The organism is Yersinia sp. 2545 StPb PI (genome assembly GCF_052217125.1).
Classification (GTDB): domain Bacteria; phylum Pseudomonadota; class Gammaproteobacteria; order Enterobacterales; family Enterobacteriaceae; genus Yersinia; species Yersinia enterocolitica_E.
The window spans coordinates 2,921,063-2,938,669 of record NZ_JAZGPY010000001.1 but is presented as its reverse complement, the minus strand read 5'-3'; the positions used below and the strand labels follow the sequence as shown (position 1 = coordinate 2,938,669).

Sequence of the window (17,607 nt, the reverse complement as noted above, 5' to 3'; positions counted from 1 at the left end):
GTACTGTTTTATTTTCTTTTTTAGGTGCTACTCACCTGCGTTCCATTGCGGGCTAAAGATTATCTTTATCTTGTGGGGCGAATCTCTTTTGCGCGGGTTCCAACCCCGACAAATTCATACCGGTCATTAATAGCGGCATTAATAGCAACCCAACCCCGGCTGATGCCAACGTCAGTAAGGCAAAAAAGCCTTGCCAGCCATAATGTTGCAATACTTGCGCCAGTGGCCATCCCGCGAGTGCTGCACCGAGGTAGGCAAATAATCCGAGAAATCCAGTGACCGTACCGGCGGCGTCTTTATGGGTATATTCCGTTGCCGCCAATCCAATGAGCATTTGCGGCCCGAAAACAAAAAAACCGATACTGAAAAATGTCACTGACAGCAGCGGATAGTTATGTACCGGTGCCAACCACAGCGCGGTCATAGTCAGAAATAACCCCAGCGCGAATAACAAAATCATCGGTGCCCGTTGACCACGAAATAACAGATCTGATCCCCAGCCAGCAAACAGCGCGCCAAATAATCCACCTAACTCAAATAACGACAACGTGGCATTGGCACTGAGCAAATTGACCCCATGGCTCTCCGCCAGCCAGATATTGCCCCAGTCGTTGAGAGCAATGCGGATCAAATAGACCAGCACATAAGAGACCCCCAGCAACCAGATGGTGCGATTACCTAAAATGGCATCACGTAAAATACGCCCCATCGGCATCGGCGGGCTTTGTTGCTCCTGCCATTGATCCTGTGGATCGCGCCGCCATTGGCCGATAGTCGGCAAACCTTGCTGTTGCGGCTTATCGCACAACTGCCAGCACAGCCAAATCCCTAATACGATGCCTATCGCACCCGGTACCAGTAGTGCGGCTTGCCAGCCATAGTGCGAAGCCAGAAAGGCAGACAGCAGAGGCACTGCCGCCCCCCCGATGCTGATAGAGGTATTCCAGCATCCCCACCAGCTACCGCGTTCACTGCGTGAATACCATGTGCTGAGCAATTTGGCGCATGGCGGCCAGCCCCATCCCTGAAAGAAGCCATTCAAGGTCCACACAATTAACAGTGCGGGTAGGGTGTGGCATAGGGTGAACACCACATTCAGCACCCCGGTCATCATCAGGCCGATGCCCATAATCCAGCGGGCTTGAGTCCGGTCGCTGACGATACCGGAGACAAATTTAGAACCGCCGTAAGCCAGGTAAAACAGGGTGCCGAGTAAGCCGATATCCCCTTTGTCCAACCCCAGTTCCAGTTGCATCACTGGCATCGCGTAATTGACACTTTTACGCGTTAAATAAAAGGCGGCGTAACCCATCACCATGGCGGCCATCAGGCGCGGCCGCCAATAGCGATAACGCGCATTCACCTGTTCCGGCGTCAAAGGCTCGGGGGGTAAAGTCTTCGACGACGTGTACGATGCAGGCATGGATTCCTCCAGTAAGTGAGTTGAGTGTAGGGAAGGTGAAAGTGAAAGAGATGAGACAAGGTTTTAGGCGGCTAGGAATAATGCTTATTTATGAAGACTTTTGATTCAATTTTGTGGGCAGGTTCACAGTGTCATTACTGCGGACGTGAGTGGGTAGATTGACCACCACCCGGGTACCTAGCCGGCGTTGCAGTAACCAGTCTCCCCCCAGTGCGCGCACCCGTTCTTCAATGCCACGCAGGCCAAAACCACCTCCAGGCGGTTGTACCGGAATACCCATGCCATCATCGCGCACGTCCAGCGTGATGATATTGTTACCGATGCGCAGGCTGACGTGAATATTGTGTGCCTTGGCATGCTTATTAATATTGTTCAATAACTCCTGCACCAATCGATACAGGGTGAATATCACTGCATCTTCACCAGGGTCGGGTGGCAGCGCATAATCCAGTTGGAAGTTGATACCTTGCTCGGCAAAAGCAAATTCTTCAGCCAGATGGTGCAGTGCTTGATCCAGCGGCATTTCATCCAGAACTGGCGGACGTAACTGGCGTAACAGTTGGCGCGTGGTTTGATGAATACGTTGCGACAGGGTGCTTATCTGATTTGCTGCGGATTGCGCTGCCGCGGAGGGGGCGCTGCGGTTGACTAACATCGCTTGGATTTGAATTGCAGTGATATTCTGACCAATCTCATCATGCAACTCGCGTGCAATCTCTTTGCGCACATCCTCCTCGGTATGCACCAACCGCTCCATTAGTTTGCGGCGAGTTTGTAATTCTTGTTCTAACTGATTGCGGTAACGGTGCAGATGTTGTGTCAGTTGCTGCTGACGGCTGATAGCGATACCCAGCGTCATCCCCAGCAGGGCTTGGGTCGAGAGGAACAGCTCCAGTTCCGCCAGGTCATGAAACGCGCCACTGGCCTGACGGGTGACCGTTATCATCAGGCTGCCTAATACCGCAGCCAATACCCCCCCTTGCCAACCGAATTTGTAAGCCATAAACACATTGGGCAGAAAAACAAAAATCAGCAACAGGCGCTCCATATTCGGCGTAATAGCAACCTGTATACACACGCCAATGGCAAAAATAAGCGAGCACCAAATCAGTAGCGAGGTACGCAGCGGCGGATCGGGCATCTGTTGGGAAAACAGGTTACGGATGTGCTGCTGCTTTAAATATTCATAGATAAGATAGGTAAAGGGGACTAGCAAAATACCGCCGGTAAAGGTGGCAAGCAGGGTCTGCGTTAACGATAAAGGTAGCCAAAAACCCAGTACGAAGCCGTGCAGTAAGCTGTTGCCCGTCACCGCCGTGAGTAAAAGTAACAGCCGTTGCCAATAAAGGGTGTAGTGATGCCAGAAACGTTGACTCAGCCAGGCGGGCAATAAACTCAGCGCCGATGAAAGCACAATTAAGGCCGTAACTTGTAACTTTTCGCTATACAACCACCACAACATCCCAGATTCGGCCAGCAGCAGTACCGGCCAATAACGGCGGGGTAGCAGAATCATTAAGGCCAGCCGTAGCCCTTGCGGCAGCAGTAAAACGGCGTGTAAACCGTCATTACTGAGATAAAAACTGATGGTCCACAGGGCGAGCCAACTCAGAGAATAGAAGATGGTCAGAAACAGCGATAGCCCCACCGACCGTAGCTGCAACATACTTAGTTACCTGCCAACAACTGATGCTGTAGGGCAAAATGCACCAGTTCGACAGTGGTTTCACAGTTGAGTTTGCCCAGAATATTGGCTCGATGGACGTGGACGGTTTTGTGGCTGAGTGACAATTGCTCGGCAATGGATTTAACACTGATTCCATTGATTAACAATTGGAAAACCTCTTTCTCGCGTGGCGTTAATATTGCCAGTTGTGGCGGATGTTGTGGTATATAACGCAGTGCTCGCAGTGCGTCGGCACACAGATAGAGGCCGCCGCCATTGACCGTCCGCAGCGCCTGAACCAATTCATCCGGCCCACAGCGTTTAGTCAGATAGCCGCTGGCTCCCGCATCCATCGCACTTTGCACAAAGGCGGTGGTGTCATAAATACTCAGAATAATTGCGCGAAAATGAGGCATGGTTTGACGCAGACGTTTGAGCAGACTTAGCCCGCTTTCATCCGGCATCGAAATATCCATAACGGTAACATGCACATCGATATTCGGTAGTTCGGCCCACGCCTGTGCTGCCGAACCATACTCACCAATAATGCGAATATCTTTTTCCAGCGAGAGCAGTTGGGCAAACCCAGAACGGACGACAATATGGTCATCTATCAATGCAACATTAATCATGATTTTTCTGTATTACGGAACCTAGCCTGCATGATGCTCATCAATCTTTGTTGTAGCAATAATTGTTATCAAAAATGTTAGAGGCTTAACAGATGCAGGAAAAATCTGATTATTAACTAGGCAATTATTATCTGAGAAATGAAGCGCTCCACGTGATTGACGGTGGAACGCCTTTGCTGTCGAGTGGAGAGTCGTGCCAACTACGCTGATTTTTTACTGCGATAAATCCGCTGTGGCCGACCCACCTTGCCATAAATAATTTCTGCCTGTAGGGCCTGATTAGTGGCACAGAACTCCAGATAACGGCGTGCCGTAGTACGGCTTAATCCCAGAACCTGGGCGACAGTTTCTGCGGTGTACTCCGCCGTGTTATCACTGAATAGGGTTTGGATTTTGTCCAATGTCATCTGGTCTATGCCTAATGGTAGCGTCACTTTCTGTTCACCACGGGCATAGGTATTATACATTTCATCGATCTGGCGCTGATTAACCTTGGTACCATCTTGTAATACCTGATGGCGGTGGCTGTAACGGGCTAATGACTGCTCCAACCGCTCATAGGCTACCGGTTTAATCAGGTAATCAAAAACCCCATAACGGATTGCTTCAGATACCGTCTCACTATCGCTGGCAGCAGTGACGAAAATAATGCCACCAGAGAAACCCTGTAAGGTCATCTCACGCAGTAATTCCAGGCCACTACCATCGGGCAGATAGTTATCCAGCAAAATCAAATCAGGCTTGAAACGCGTCACCATGCTGCGGGCTTGTTGCAAGTTACCCGCGAGCCAAACTTCGTGGCAATAGCTGCTTTGTTTGATAAATTCTGCATGCATCTCTGCCAGCGGTGTTTCGTCTTCTACCACTAAAATATTAAGCCATTCCATGGGATCTCCTCATCTTTGAGATCAACGCGTCTTCGGAATAAAGACCGTAAATAAGGTGCCGCGCGGCGGATTTTCTTCTATCGTAATGGTGCCGCCACTTTGCTGAACATAGGTGGCTACCAGGTACAGGCCGATCCCGTGTTCGTCTGAATTTTTAGAGCTGATACCGCGTTCGAATAAGCTATCTTGCAGTTGTGGATCGATACCGCAACCGTGGTCAGCAACCTCCAAAATCAAGTTATCCCCTTCATCAGAGAGGTAAATCTCAACCTGTTTATCGCATTCCGGGTTCTTCAAGCTAGCCTCAAAAGCGTTATCCAGTAAATTCCCCATGATGGCAGCCAATTCGTTCTCCCCGATGGTGGGCGGCAGTATGCCCAACTGGCAACCGGGAATAAAGTTCAAGCTCAGCCCTAACTCCTTGGCCCGGTGGTATTTACCGAAGAGTAAAGCGGCAATTTGCCGGTTACTGAACGCGGTACGTAACATATCAATCAGAGCCTGATGGGATGAAGACTCGGTTTTTACCATCTCAAGCGCCCGATCAAACTCTTTCATCTGCAATAACCCACTGATGGTTGACATCCAGTTCAAGTGTTCATGGCGTACCGTGCGCAGATTCTCGACATATTGCTTAATCTGGCTCAGTTGGACGCTAAGAGTATGAATATCATCCTGGCTACGAAAGCTCACCACCCAGCCTTGAAACACCCCCTCTTCAGACCAAATACCCGCCCGATTGGCGATAGTATTCAAGCCATTAAAGGTACATAGCTCATCCTGACGGTTATCGCCGGTTTGATCGAGGAAGAAATGGTCAGGTGAGACCACTTCACTGACGTTGCAACCTATTAACTGTTGTGGTGTGGCGGAGATGTGCAGCATTTTACGCGCATTTTGATTGATTGCAGTGATCCTTCCCTCAGGATCAACCGCCAGCAGCCCTTCAAATACGGCACCAAACAAGGCTTCTTGTTGGCGCAATACCCGCGCTATCTCTTTCGGCTCCATTCCCATCATTTGTCGGCGGATGTGGTGTGCAAACAGCCATGACAACAATAGCAATACAATCAGCACCATGATAAACGAGTGAGTGAGTGGCAGCAGATAAATGAGTCGCCAGTGGTCAATCTTGCTGATGAGGTAGCCCAGAGAAACGACCCCGATGATTTGTCCGTGTTCGTCACGGATCGGGGTTTTGGCCCGCATCGCTTCCCCCATCGAGCCTTTACCGAAAATGATATAACTTTCACCTCGTTCCAGCGCACCGGGTTTCGTCCATTGCATCGGATAACCAATCATTTGCGGATTAGGGTGATACAGACGAATCGACTGAGTATCGCCAATCACCAGATAATCAAGATCTGAGGTATCACCTAACCGCCCCACAATTTGTGCTAACTGAGCTTTATCGCGGCGTTTTACTGCAGCCACCACCGAATCCATCGCGGCGATAATCTTGGCCTGATTCATCGCGGTTTTACTGACCTGATCCAGTAAATATTGTTCAAAACTGTGGCTCAGAAAACGATCAAGTGTACCAACCAAAATGATCGAGACGGTTAATAGCAGCAAAAATATACGCAGCGGGAAGGCAATATTCTTCAAGCGACTCCATTTCAGGCCGTGCCATTTTAATTTGCGTAATGGGGAAGAACCTGAAGAGGAACTGGGCATGCTACTCACCTTAATTAACATATGGACCATTAGCACAGGCATTAACATAAGTGAATTTAAGCAATAATTAAATAGCTAAGAGAAATAAAAAATAATATTAATAATTAAAGAAATTAAAACCATTAAATAACTTATATTTACTCTCTTATATGTGAAATCGGTCAATTAACCACGCTATTTTTATGTTTAGCATGTGGTCGTAAATTAATTGGAATTAAAAATCAGTTTTTAAATGGTTATTTTATAGTGTTGTTTTTATTTGAATTTTTAATTTAAATCGTACGCTTTGACTTGCCTGATTATCGGGAGTTTAACTTGTGTTTTATTTGTTATATAAACGTTATGCTAGAGAGTGAATTATGGATACGGTATTTAGTCAAATTAATCGTTCAGAGCATCAGCAAATTGCAGAAATAACACGTTTCTTGCGTGCAAACGATCTGAATATAGATACCACTGTTGACGTATTTATTACCGTAAGCCGTAATGAACAACTCGTGGCCTGTGGCGGGATTGCCGGCAATATTATCAAATGCGTGGCAATCAGTGAGCAGGTTAGGGGGGAAGGATTGGCGCTGACCCTGGCGACCGAACTGGTCAATTTGGCCTATGAACGTCACCATAGCCATCTGTTTATTTATACCAAGACCAAGAATGAAGACTTATTTAAAACCTGTGGCTTTTATCCGATAGCCAGTGTCCCCGGTATTGTGGTGTTGATGGAAAATAGCGCCTGCCGCTTGCAGCGTTATGCCAAACAACTAAGCCAGTTACGCCAACCGGGACAAAAAATTGGCAGCATTGTAATGAATGCCAATCCGTTTACCCGTGGGCATCAATATTTAGTCCGCCAGGCCGCGGCACAGTGTGATTGGTTGCACCTGTTTTTGGTGAAAGAAGATAACTCGCGTTTCCCTTATGAAGATCGCCTGCAATTAGTGCTCAGTGGCACCGAGGATATTGCCAATCTTACCGTGCATCCAGGCTCGGAATATATGATCTCTCGTGCCACTTTCCCGTGTTATTTCATTAAAGATCAAGGTGTGGCCGATGACTGTTATACCGAAATCGATCTGAAGATATTCCGTCAATATTTGGCCCCGGCATTGGGTGTCACTCACCGCTTTGTTGGTACCGAACCGTTTTGTACCGTGACCGCCAAATATAACCATGACATGAGCTACTGGCTGGAAACCCCGTTATTAGTCTATCCCCCCATCTCACTGGTAGAAATTGAGCGCCTTAAATATCACAACACCGCTATTTCTGCCTCTTGGGTACGCAAATTACTGGCTCAGGGGGATGGCGAAACCATTCGTAAATTGGTCCCCCCCGCCACCTGCCACTATCTACAACGCCTGCTGGCGCAGCGGGCAAAAAAGGTAGCTTCAGCAAAGGATCCAGCCCTGTTTTAGTCGAATAAAGCAGGGCACAAAGATAGGTGCAGATACGTAGATCAGCAATCTCGAATTTGAAGACAAGTTAATCAGGTGAAAAATGAAAATTATCAGAGAGGCCGTCGCCGGAACACTGGAGTCGAGCGACGTGATGGTGCGCATTGCGCCATTAAATCCACCCGAAATAGATCTGCAAATACATAGCAGTGTGGATAAGCAGTTTGGTGAAGCTATTCGTTACAGTGTTTTGGCACTGTTGGAACAGTATCGGCTAAGCGGAGTGCAACTGATTATTGACGATAAAGGCGCACTGGATTGCGTGTTGCAGGCTCGGTTGGAAACCGCGCTACTCAGGGCAAGTGACGAAAAAATTCTGCCATGGAGAGTATCGTGATGAAACCTGAAATGAAAAACAGAATGCGTCGCAGCATGTTATTTGTTCCTGGCGCTAATGCTGCAATGGTAAGCAATGCCTTTATTTATCAGGCTGATGCATTGATGTTCGATCTGGAAGACTCGGTTATTCTGCGCGAAAAAGATGCCGCCCGACGTTTGGTCTATCACGCCTTGCAACACCCGCTTTATCAAGATGTGGAAACCATTGTGCGAGTCAATGCGTTGGACTCAGCCTACGGACTGGCCGATTTGGAAGCGGTGGTCCGAGGGGGGGCCGATATTGTACGTCTGCCCAAAACTGACTGTGCGCAAGATGTGACCGATATGGCGCGCGAGATCAGCCGTATCGAGTCGGAATGCGGCCGTGACGTTGGCAGTACAGGTCTGCTGGCCGCGATTGAGTCAGCACAAGGGATTACTCAGGCACTGGCTATTGCACAGGCATCTCCGCGCCTGATGGGGATTGCATTAGGTGCAGAGGACTATGTGCGTAACTTGCGTACCGAGCGCTCACCAGAAGGTATTGAGCTGCTGTTTGCGCGCTGTTCAATTTTGCAGGCGGCCCGCGCTGTTGGAATTCAGGCTTTCGATACCGTCTATTCCGATGCCAACAACGAAGCCGGTTTTTTGCAGGAAGCCGCATTGATCAAACAACTGGGCTTTGATGGCAAATCGCTGATTAACCCACGGCAAATCGAACTGCTACATAACCTCTATGCCCCGACCGAGAAGGAAGTCCACCACGCACAACGCGTGGTCGATGCGGCGGCGGCGGCGGCGGCGGAAGCCGAAGGACGTGGGGTGGTCTCCCTGAATGGCAAGATGGTAGATAGCCCGGTGATTGAACGGGCACGGTTGGTTTTGCAACGTGCGGTCAGTGGCCTGCGTGAGGAATAAAAGATGAATAGGCAACAACGAGTAGAAAGCTTAAGTCGCACTCAGGATAACGGCCCGGCGTACCACCTGTATCAAAACACCTCGAAAGCGAATTTACAGGCGCAGAAACCCCGTGATATCAAAATATGTGACTCACTGGAGACAGTTATCCGCCGTTGCGGGTTGCAAGATGGCATGACTATCTCCTTTCACCATGCTTTTCGTGCTGGTGATTTAACCCTGAATCTGGTGATGGATACCATTGCCGCCATGGGATTCAAAAATCTGCGTCTGGCCTCCAGCTCGCTGAGCGACTGCCATTCACCGCTGGTGGATCATATCCGCAATGGGGTGGTCAGTGAGATCTATACCTCTGGTCTGCGCGGGCCGTTGGCAGAGGAGGTCTCTCGTGGGTTACTGGCTAAACCCGTACAGATTCACTCCCACGGTGGCCGGGTTAATCTGATTGAATCCGGCGAACTGACTATCGATATTGCCTTTATCGGCGTACCGGCCTGTGATGAATTTGGTAACGCCAATGGCTTTAGCGGTAATGCCTGTTGTGGCTCGTTGGGCTATGCCAGAGTCGATGCAGAATATGCACACTGTGTGGTATTGCTGACAGAAGCGGTGGTGACCTATCCCCATCATCCAGCCAGTATTACCCAAGATCAAGTTGACCTGATTGTACAGGTTGAAAAGGTCGGTGATGCCGACAAGATCGGTGCTGATACCACCCGAATGACCTCGAATCCTCGTGAGTTACTGATCGCCCGCCGAGCTGCCGAGGTGATTGCCGGTTCTGGCTATTTTATCGATGGATTTTCTTTGCAGACCGGGACCGGCGGGGCATCGCTGGCAGTGACGCGCTTCCTTGAGGATAAAATGCTGCGGCGCAACATTACTGCCGCTTTTGCCCTCGGTGGCATTACTTCAACAATGGTAGAACTGCACGAAAAAGGGCTGATTACCAAGTTGTTGGATGTGCAAAGCTTTGACCGGCAGGCTGCTTCTTCACTGGCCCGTAATCCACGTCACATCGAAATCAGTGCCAATCAATACGCCAATTTTAGTTCGAAAGGTGCGTCAGTCGACCGACTGGATGTGGTGGTGCTCAGTGCTCTGGAGATTGATACCCGTTTTAACGTCAATGTACTGACCGGCTCGGATGGCGTGTTACGCGGTGCCTCTGGCGGCCATTGCGATACGGCGGTCGCCGCCCGACTCTCTATCATCGTCGCTCCCTTGGTTCGTGGCCGGATCCCGACGCTGGTCAATGACGTCACCACCTGTGTGACGCCCGGCTCCAGCGTCGATATTTTAGTGACCGATCATGGTATTGTGGTTAATCCAGCCCGGCCCGAATTGGCAGAACGCTTACAGCAAGCCGGTTTAGCCGTAGTCACCATCGAATGGCTGCATCAGCGCGCGTTACTGCTGACTGGCGTGCCACAACCTATTGCATTTACTGATCGCGTCGTAGCGGTGGTGCGCTATCGCGACGGCTCAGTAATTGACGTTGTGCATCAAATACAGGAGTAGGCGATGAACACTCTCTCTCCTGCGTTAGCGGCCAACCGGCCCATCAGCTTACCGGAGTTACTTACCAGCCGTGAGTCCCGTCAGAGCAGACAACAGGCGTGGCTGGCTCGCCATCAGGTGACGTTGATTTCACTGACGTTGGTGGCACCCGGTGCGGTGAAAGATAACCCATTGACGCGCAAATTATTTGCATTGGCATGGCAGGCGATCACCTCGCTAAGTCAACAGCAGTGTTGGCCAGTGTTGCAACAAGAGATTTTTCCACTGCCGACCGGCTGTGAAGGTTTGATTGCGGTGGATTTACCTGCGGAACAGGTGAAGGACGCCGCGTTGTTACTTGAGCTAAAGCACCCGCAGGGCCGGTTATGGGATATCGATGTGCTTGATGCATCGGGGCAAATCTTATCGCGCCGTGATGTGGGGTTAGCGCCGCGCCGCTGTCTGCTTTGTCACCGTCCAGCCAATGTCTGTGCCCGCGCGCAAACTCACAGTATTGACCAACTATTGGTTCAGATGGAGTTGATGCTCAATGCCACAACTGCAACGCACTGACAACAGGGCGGCTCAATCACCTGTCGCCTCCTCTGACTTTGCCAAAAAATATGGCGCACTGGCGTATCGCGCCATGCTGGCAGAGGTGAATCTGACACCGAAACCGGGCCTGGTGGATCGCTTCAATTGTGGTGCACATAAGGATATGGCGCTGATCGATTTTTATCACAGTGCCGATGCTATTGCGCCGTGGCTCCCGCGCTTTATAGAACAGGGCATCAACCACGCTCAGCTTGGTGGGCAGGCAGCACTGAACAGCCTGCGACCGCTGGGACTGGCGTGTGAAAATAGTATGTTCCACGCCACTGGGGGGGTGAATACCCATAAAGGTAGCGTTTTTTCGCTGGGATTAATTTGCTGTGCGTTGGGGCGGCTGAAAGCGCGAGGTGAATGGATTAGCGCTGATGCTATTTGCCAGGAGGCGGCACGTCTGTGCTCTGGGCTGACAGAGCGTGAGTTGTGTCAATCCAATCCACAACAAACGGCGGGCCAACGGCTGTTCAATCACTATGGCCTGACCGGCGCACGCGGCGAGGCCGAATCTGGCTTCGCTACCGTGTTGAATTATGCCTTGCCGGCTTACCAACGCTTATTAGTTAACGGGGCGGAATCCGACCATGCCTTATTGCACACTTTGCTGATTTTGATGTCCGTCAACAGCGATACCAATGTGGTATCCCGTGGCGGTATGGCCGGGCTGCAATGGCTGCAACAGCAGGCGACAGAGATTCTGGCCTCACTCGCATCGGCAGGGATGGGTTCTCCTCTCAGCCTGAGGCGGGTGCGAATGTTTGATACCCAATGTATCGCCCGCAACCTTAGTCCCGGCGGCAGTGCTGACCTGCTGATCCTAACCTGGTTTCTGGCGCAGTTCCCTCATCATCTCCCTCACAAAAATAATAGCGTTGTTATTGAACCAGTAACAGCTATAGGAGTATCTCTATGTTGAAGTCGCAAGAGAAATTATGGAAAGCGCTCGCGCCTTTTGTGGTGCTGGCTGTTCTGCTGTTGATTCCCACCCCGGAAGGAATGCCACCTCAAGCCTGGCGCTATTTTGCGATTTTTGTCGCCATGATTGTTGGGATGATTTTAGAACCGATTCCAGCCACCGCGATAAGCTTTATCGCCGTGACGATATGTGTACTGAGTTCAGATTGGGTGCTATTTAGTGCGGCTGAAGTGGCTGATGCCAGCTTTAACGGCGGTAAGGAGTCTTTAAAATGGGGGCTGGCCGGGTTCTCCAGTACCACTGTCTGGCTGGTGTTTGGGGCATTTATCTTTGCGCTGGGTTATGAAGCCACCGGACTTGGCCGCCGTATCGCCCTGTTCATGGTGAAATTCATGGGCAAACGTACCCTGACGTTGGGTTATGCCATTGTTATTATAGATATTCTGTTGGCACCCTTTACACCATCAAATACTGCCCGTACCGGGGGAACAGTGTTCCCGGTAGTAAAAAATCTGCCACCCCTGTTTGATTCATTCCCCAATGATCCGTCGTCACGGCGTATCGGGGGGTACCTAATGTGGATGATGGTGATCGGGACCAGTATCAGCTCCTCCATGTTTGTCACTGGCGCGGCACCTAACGTGCTGGGTATCGAGTTTGTCAATAAAATTGCCGGTGTCCATATTGGCTGGATGCAGTGGTTTTTGGCGTTCCTGCCCGTTGGGTTAATTTTACTGATAGTGGCCCCCTGGCTCTCTTATGTGTTGTATAAACCCGGCGTGACCAAAAGCGATGAGGTAGCGGCTTGGGCGCAAACAGCACTGACTGAGATGGGGGCGTTAACGCGCAAGGAAGCAATCCTAATTGGTTTGGTGCTGCTGAGCCTGTGCTTATGGGTGTTTGGCGGTAAATTCATTGATGCGACGGCGGTAGGGTTGCTGGCAGTATCCCTGATGTTGGCACTGCATGTGGTGTCGTGGAAAGACATTACTAAATACTCAAGTGCCTGGAACACGCTGGTCAATCTGGCCACACTAGTGGTGATGGCCAATGGCTTAACGCGGTCGGGCTTCATTGATTGGTTCGCCAATACCATGAGTACCCATTTGGATGGTTTCTCGCCGAATATGACGGTGGTCGCGCTAGTATTGGTGTTCTATTTCTCTCATTATCTGTTTGCCAGCTTGTCTGCCCACACGGCAACCATGCTGCCGGTTATTTTGGCGGTCGGTAAAGGTTTAAGTGGTGTGCCGATGGAACATTTATCTATGCTGCTGGTGTTATCCATTGGGATCATGGGTGTCCTGACGCCGTATGCGACTGGCCCTGGTGTGATTATCTATGGCTGTGGTTATGTGAAATCGAAAGATTATTGGCGGCTGGGTGGCATCATGGGGGTGTTCTACATCTCAATGTTGCTGCTGGTGGGCTGGCCAATCATGAGCCTGTGGTATTGATGACAAAGTAACCGTGAGAAGGGCCGGTCAGCGGCCCGACTCATGATTATCGGTTTATCAGCCGGTGTACACGCCAAATACCCTTGGCAGCCACAGTGATATTTCAGGAATATAAGTGACCAACATCAGCACCAGGAACAGTGCGCCGTAGAACGGCAACATCGCTTTCACCACTTGTTCAATCTTCTGTTTACTCACCGCACTGGCGACAAATAGCACCGACCCCACCGGGGGAGTGATCAGACCAATTCCCAAATTGATCAACATAATCATACCGAAATGGACCGGATCAATACCTAATGAATTGGTCACTGGCATCAGTACCGGTGTTAGGATCAAAATCAGCGGTGCCATATCCATCAAGGTGCCAATCAGCAGCAGCATGATATTGATACACATCAGAATCACGTATTTGTTATCAGAAACCGAGGTAAAGAATTCAGTGATACGTTCTGGCAACTGCATGTAGGTCATGATAGCGCCGAAACTGGCGGCAAAACCTATTAAAATCATCACGATAGTGACAGTTTTTACTGTGCGATACATCAGTTTAGGCAATTCGGACCATTTATAGTCGCGATAGATAAACATAGTGACAAAGAATGACCACAAACAGGCAATCGCGGCAGATTCTGTGGCGGTAAATACCCCGGAAAGAATTCCTCCCATGATGATGACCACCGTCATCAACCCCCATAATGTATCGACAAAGATTTTGAGCGCCTGACGGAACGGCACTCGTTCACCTTTAGGGTAACCTCGCTTATAGGCAAAGCCGACACACATTAACATCAGGGTAAAACTGAGCAGCAAGCCCGGTAAAATCCCGGCAATAAACAGTGCCGCGATGGATACGGTGCCGCCGGTTGCCAGTGAGTAAATCACCGAATTATGGCTGGGTGGGGTCAATATCGCCTGCACTGAACCACTGGCGGTGACTGCGGCGGCAAAATCACGCGGATAGCCTTTTTTATCCATTTCCGGGATCATTACCGAGCCAATGGAGGCGGTATCTGCCACTGATGATCCTGAAATGGCACCGAAAAATGTTGAAGCCACAATGTTAACTAGCGACAAACCACCACGGATGAAACCAACGAAAATATAGGCGAAACTCACCAGCCGCCGTGCGATGCCACCTTCGGCCATAATGGCCCCCGCCAGAATAAAGAACGGAATGGCCAGTAATGAGAATTTATTGACGCCACTGGTGATTTGAATCATCACCGCTTCCAACGGTAAATCAATCCAAAATGCACCGGCGATGGCACTTAAACCGACGGCATAAGCCACCGGGACACCAATAGCCAGCAAGATTGCCAGCGTAAAAACTAAAATAAATGCGTCCATAAGGCAAAGTTCCCCAAATTATGAATTGCCGATCATCACTACCGGGCGGTGGGTCTGCGGGCCAAAAAATAGCCGCTCGATGATAAACATCAGCGTAATCGCGGAGCCGATTGGCAGAGGAATATAGCTTTGTCCGGCTGTCAGTAATGGGAACTCAGCCACTGGTTGTGACCAAAGCTCGCTACACAGAATGTAGCTATAGACCAAAATAAACAGGCTTATCAGCACCATCAGCAAATCAACCAATAACAGGCATACTTTTTTACCGGTCTCAGAGAGCCGATCAGTGACCATACTGACGGCAATATGTGAACCAGAACGATAACTGGCGGCAGCACCAATAAAAGTAAATGTCACCATACATAATATGGCGACGGGTTCTGGCCAGGATAAGCCATCGTTTTGGACATAACGGGCAAATATCCCCATAGGGATAACCACAACCATAATGATTAAGGCAATACCAGCGACCCAGATTGACAGGCGATATAACGCATCCATCGTTGATAGATAATAGCGAGCCATAGCGGAGACCTCAGTGTACCCAGGGTCATTGGCTACAACCCCCATGACCTTGGGTAAATATCAGTAGTATTAAAATATTTAATACTGTCGGAAAGATGTTATTGCACGGCTGCAATCTGCTTGATCAGTTCTTGATGATCCTTACCGAATTCATCACGAACGGGTTGAGTGGCTTTATAATAATAGTCATGGTCCATTTCATGATATTGCACGCCACCGGCTTTCATTTTGTCATGGGATTGCTGCACATAGGCTTGCCATAATACGCGCTGCTCAGCCTGTGCTTCTTTGGCCAATTTCAGAATAGTTTGTTGATCTTCAGCAGATAATTTATCCCATTTGGTTTTGGAATAAAGGAACAGCTCAGGAATAATAAAATGGCCGCTCAGGGTATAGTTTTTGACAACCGGCAGATAATTGTGGGCGATAAAGGTCGGTTCGTTATTTTCGGTACCATCAATCACCCCGGTTTGCATCCCGCTGAATACCTCGCTTACACCCATACTGAGTGAGTTGGCACCCATGGCCTTAAGGGTAGCCAGTGCAATCGGGCTGCCCTGAACGCGGATTTTCATACCTTTGAGATCTTCTGGTTTAACCACCGGTTCTTTGGTAATCAGATTACGGGTACCCGCATCCATCCAGCCGAGAAATACCAATTTTGAGTTCTTATTGTTAGTGATTTTATCACCGATTTCTTGGCCGATTTGACCATCAATAACTTTATGTAAATGGTCTTCGTCGCGGAACATATAGGGCAGGGTAAAGACACTGATCTCCGGCAGAATAGAGGCAACAGGGGTCATAGAAACACGAATAATATCAATTGCTCCCATTTGAGCCTGTTCTATCATTTGCTTTTCATCACCTAAGACGCCACCTGGGAATGTTTTAATTTCCAGGCGACCATCCGTTGCGGTCTTTAGTTTGTCACCCATATTTTTAACAGCAACAACATTAGGATAATCTTTGGGATGAACATCGGCAGCTTTAATTTGTTGAGCAGAGGCCATTTGACTAAATAATATGGCAGAAATAGCCAGGCACAGTGTGGGAAAAGGCTTTGGGAATTTCATTCAGTGTTCTCCAGAAGTCGCTATACAAAAGATAAAATGGATTATTTTTAATAATGGGATAGGTATATACCCAATAGAATTCAAGCAGCAGGTGCGTATCTGTAACCTGTAACCTGACGGATATATCAATATATAAAAAAAGGTTATTCCTTTATCCCTCTGGTAATTAACCTAGCTGTTTACTTTTTCTTTTAAATTGACCATTGTCACAGAAAAAGAAACGTCAGGAACTGCGTTTCAATAATTGTGAAGTGACATTTCATAATGAATTAAGTCGTATTGGGTTATTTGTTGATGGGATTGGTGTTTTGGCTTTTGGTAGCAACTTGCTTTCACTGATGTGTTTTAGCCATCGGGATAGGTTCGGATATTGTGGTGCTGTGGGTTAACTACTATTATAAAGGCCTATGAATCCAGATGATTAGGATAACGCGTGACGTCGGTATTTATTCGTAACTTTACCTTTGCCGCATTGCCAGCCAGCGGTTTAAATGGCCAACCATTGTTTCACGGCCTGTTGGCAAAATGTGATTTTGATGTCAATGAATACCGGGATGAGCTGTTTGCTGCTTATGGCATTGCCTTTCCCGGCAGTTTACAAAAAGCAGTGGCAAAACGGCGTGCCGAATACCTGGCGGGCCGTTTTGTCGCCCGACAAGTGCTGAATATGCTTGAAGTACGCAATTATCCGTTAGCGAATGGGCTAGATCGCGCGCCACTATGGCCCGCCGGTTTGATTGGCAGCATCAGTCATAACAACCAACGTGCTCTGTGCACTGCGCAAATTATAACGCCGGCTACAGAGTATTCTGATCAAAGTGCCCATGTCCACGGTGTTGGGCTAGATATTGAAAGCCTGATTGCAGTTGAAAGGGCGAATGATCTATGGCCCGGAATCCTTAGTGAGCAGGAGTACCGCGATCTTCAGGAAGGCCCATTAGTATTCAACCATTTACTGACATTGGCTTTTTCAGCCAAAGAGAGTCTATTTAAAGCGGTGTATCCACAGCTAGGGCGTTATTTTGACTTCCTGGAGGCCCGTTTCCTGAGTTATTCCATGGCATCAGGGCGTTTTGAGTTGCAGCTATTACGCGATCTCAGCAGTGACTTCCCAGCAGGCCGCATTTTTACGGGATGTTTCACTGTTAATGACAGTGATATTCAAACATTTATTGCTTACTAAGTTGGGGCTAGTCACTTGT

16 protein-coding genes are annotated in these 17,607 nt (G+C 49.1%); 8 read left to right on the top strand and 8 right to left on the bottom strand.

What is annotated here, in order from left to right; all coding sequences use genetic code 11:
• Positions 1 to 52: 52 nt before the first annotated feature.
• From uhpC to dpiB, 5 genes are all read right to left on the bottom strand, one after another.
• Positions 53 to 1,423, bottom strand: a complete 1,371-nt coding sequence (gene uhpC, locus V1955_RS13775; RefSeq protein ID WP_083159220.1) for an MFS transporter family glucose-6-phosphate receptor UhpC — start codon at positions 1,421 to 1,423, stop codon at positions 53 to 55.
• 88 nt (positions 1,424 to 1,511) lie between these two features.
• The gene (locus V1955_RS13770; protein WP_083159219.1) at positions 1,512 to 3,089 is read right to left on the bottom strand and encodes an MASE1 domain-containing sensor histidine kinase; all 1,578 of its coding nucleotides are present in this window, start codon (positions 3,087 to 3,089) and stop codon (positions 1,512 to 1,514) included.
• A 2-nt stretch (positions 3,090 to 3,091) separates the two neighbouring features.
• The gene (locus V1955_RS13765; protein ID WP_083159218.1) at positions 3,092 to 3,721 is read right to left on the bottom strand and encodes a response regulator; all 630 of its coding nucleotides are present in this window, start codon (positions 3,719 to 3,721) and stop codon (positions 3,092 to 3,094) included.
• A 200-nt stretch (positions 3,722 to 3,921) separates the two neighbouring features.
• A complete protein-coding gene (dpiA, locus tag V1955_RS13760; RefSeq protein ID WP_083159217.1) occupies positions 3,922 to 4,608 on the bottom strand; it encodes a two-component response regulator DpiA in 687 nt (228 codons plus the stop codon).
• A 21-nt stretch (positions 4,609 to 4,629) separates the two neighbouring features.
• A complete protein-coding gene (gene dpiB / locus V1955_RS13755; protein WP_083159216.1) occupies positions 4,630 to 6,306 on the bottom strand; it encodes a sensor histidine kinase DpiB in 1,677 nt (558 codons plus the stop codon).
• A 338-nt stretch (positions 6,307 to 6,644) separates the two neighbouring features.
• Between dpiB and citC the strand changes: the two genes are divergently transcribed.
• The 7 genes from citC (at position 6,645) to V1955_RS13720 (ending at position 13,454) form a co-directional block, all read left to right on the top strand.
• Positions 6,645 to 7,700, top strand: coding sequence for a [citrate (pro-3S)-lyase] ligase (citC, locus tag V1955_RS13750; RefSeq protein ID WP_083159215.1), 1,056 nt, complete (start codon positions 6,645 to 6,647; stop codon positions 7,698 to 7,700).
• Between the two features lie 82 nt (positions 7,701 to 7,782).
• Entirely contained in the window at positions 7,783 to 8,076 is a 294-nt protein-coding gene (gene citD / locus V1955_RS13745) for a citrate lyase acyl carrier protein (protein ID WP_083159214.1), read from the top strand.
• A complete protein-coding gene (locus V1955_RS13740; protein WP_442821443.1) occupies positions 8,076 to 8,975 on the top strand; it encodes an aldolase/citrate lyase family protein in 900 nt (299 codons plus the stop codon). The genes citD and V1955_RS13740 overlap by 1 nt, the downstream gene beginning before the upstream one ends.
• A gap of 3 nt (positions 8,976 to 8,978) precedes the next feature.
• Positions 8,979 to 10,496 carry a citrate lyase subunit alpha gene (gene citF, locus V1955_RS13735; RefSeq protein ID WP_442821049.1) on the top strand — a complete coding sequence of 506 codons (1,518 nt, stop codon included), beginning with the start codon at positions 8,979 to 8,981 and terminating at the stop codon, positions 10,494 to 10,496.
• A gap of 3 nt (positions 10,497 to 10,499) precedes the next feature.
• Entirely contained in the window at positions 10,500 to 11,048 is a 549-nt protein-coding gene (gene citX, locus V1955_RS13730; RefSeq protein WP_005185535.1) for a citrate lyase holo-[acyl-carrier protein] synthase, read from the top strand.
• A complete protein-coding gene (gene citG, locus V1955_RS13725; RefSeq protein ID WP_442821048.1) occupies positions 11,026 to 11,997 on the top strand; it encodes a triphosphoribosyl-dephospho-CoA synthase CitG in 972 nt (323 codons plus the stop codon). Before citX ends, citG begins: the two co-directional genes overlap by 23 nt.
• A complete protein-coding gene (locus tag V1955_RS13720; RefSeq protein ID WP_083159211.1) occupies positions 11,991 to 13,454 on the top strand; it encodes an anion permease in 1,464 nt (487 codons plus the stop codon). Before citG ends, V1955_RS13720 begins: the two co-directional genes overlap by 7 nt.
• Before the next feature lie 57 nt (positions 13,455 to 13,511).
• Here V1955_RS13720 and V1955_RS13715 read toward each other — a convergent pair whose 3' ends face one another.
• The 3 genes from V1955_RS13715 to V1955_RS13705 form a co-directional block, all read right to left on the bottom strand.
• Positions 13,512 to 14,804 carry a TRAP transporter large permease gene (locus V1955_RS13715; protein ID WP_019080904.1) on the bottom strand — a complete coding sequence of 431 codons (1,293 nt, stop codon included), beginning with the start codon at positions 14,802 to 14,804 and terminating at the stop codon, positions 13,512 to 13,514.
• A gap of 18 nt (positions 14,805 to 14,822) precedes the next feature.
• A complete protein-coding gene (locus V1955_RS13710; RefSeq protein WP_083159210.1) occupies positions 14,823 to 15,329 on the bottom strand; it encodes a TRAP transporter small permease in 507 nt (168 codons plus the stop codon).
• A gap of 98 nt (positions 15,330 to 15,427) precedes the next feature.
• Positions 15,428 to 16,405 (bottom strand): TRAP transporter substrate-binding protein, encoded by a 978-nt coding sequence (locus V1955_RS13705; protein WP_442821047.1) that lies wholly within the window; start codon positions 16,403 to 16,405, stop codon positions 15,428 to 15,430.
• A 433-nt stretch (positions 16,406 to 16,838) separates the two neighbouring features.
• Between V1955_RS13705 and V1955_RS13700 the strand changes: the two genes are divergently transcribed.
• A complete protein-coding gene (locus V1955_RS13700) occupies positions 16,839 to 17,588 on the top strand; it encodes a 4'-phosphopantetheinyl transferase family protein (RefSeq protein WP_083159209.1) in 750 nt (249 codons plus the stop codon).
• Positions 17,589 to 17,607: the final 19 nt, after the last annotated feature.

What these genes read in the sequence shown, in the direction of transcription:
- dpiA (WP_083159217.1), bottom strand. Translation starts at nt 4,608, where the DNA reads ATGGAATGGCTTAATATTTTAGTGGTAGAAGACGAAACACCGCTGGCA.
- citF (WP_442821049.1), top strand. Translation starts at nt 8,979, where the DNA reads ATGAATAGGCAACAACGAGTAGAAAGCTTAAGTCGCACTCAGGATAAC.
- V1955_RS13770 (WP_083159219.1), bottom strand. Translation starts at nt 3,089, where the DNA reads ATGTTGCAGCTACGGTCGGTGGGGCTATCGCTGTTTCTGACCATCTTC.
- V1955_RS13705 (WP_442821047.1), bottom strand. Translation starts at nt 16,405, where the DNA reads ATGAAATTCCCAAAGCCTTTTCCCACACTGTGCCTGGCTATTTCTGCC.
- dpiB (WP_083159216.1), bottom strand. Translation starts at nt 6,306, where the DNA reads ATGTTAATTAAGGTGAGTAGCATGCCCAGTTCCTCTTCAGGTTCTTCC.
- citG (WP_442821048.1), top strand. Translation starts at nt 11,026, where the DNA reads ATGCCACAACTGCAACGCACTGACAACAGGGCGGCTCAATCACCTGTC.
- uhpC (WP_083159220.1), bottom strand. Translation starts at nt 1,423, where the DNA reads ATGCCTGCATCGTACACGTCGTCGAAGACTTTACCCCCCGAGCCTTTG.
- V1955_RS13740 (WP_442821443.1), top strand. Translation starts at nt 8,076, where the DNA reads ATGAAACCTGAAATGAAAAACAGAATGCGTCGCAGCATGTTATTTGTT.
- citD (WP_083159214.1), top strand. Translation starts at nt 7,783, where the DNA reads ATGAAAATTATCAGAGAGGCCGTCGCCGGAACACTGGAGTCGAGCGAC.
- citX (WP_005185535.1), top strand. Translation starts at nt 10,500, where the DNA reads ATGAACACTCTCTCTCCTGCGTTAGCGGCCAACCGGCCCATCAGCTTA.
- V1955_RS13710 (WP_083159210.1), bottom strand. Translation starts at nt 15,329, where the DNA reads ATGGCTCGCTATTATCTATCAACGATGGATGCGTTATATCGCCTGTCA.
- citC (WP_083159215.1), top strand. Translation starts at nt 6,645, where the DNA reads ATGGATACGGTATTTAGTCAAATTAATCGTTCAGAGCATCAGCAAATT.
- V1955_RS13720 (WP_083159211.1), top strand. Translation starts at nt 11,991, where the DNA reads ATGTTGAAGTCGCAAGAGAAATTATGGAAAGCGCTCGCGCCTTTTGTG.
- V1955_RS13715 (WP_019080904.1), bottom strand. Translation starts at nt 14,804, where the DNA reads ATGGACGCATTTATTTTAGTTTTTACGCTGGCAATCTTGCTGGCTATT.
- V1955_RS13765 (WP_083159218.1), bottom strand. Translation starts at nt 3,721, where the DNA reads ATGATTAATGTTGCATTGATAGATGACCATATTGTCGTCCGTTCTGGG.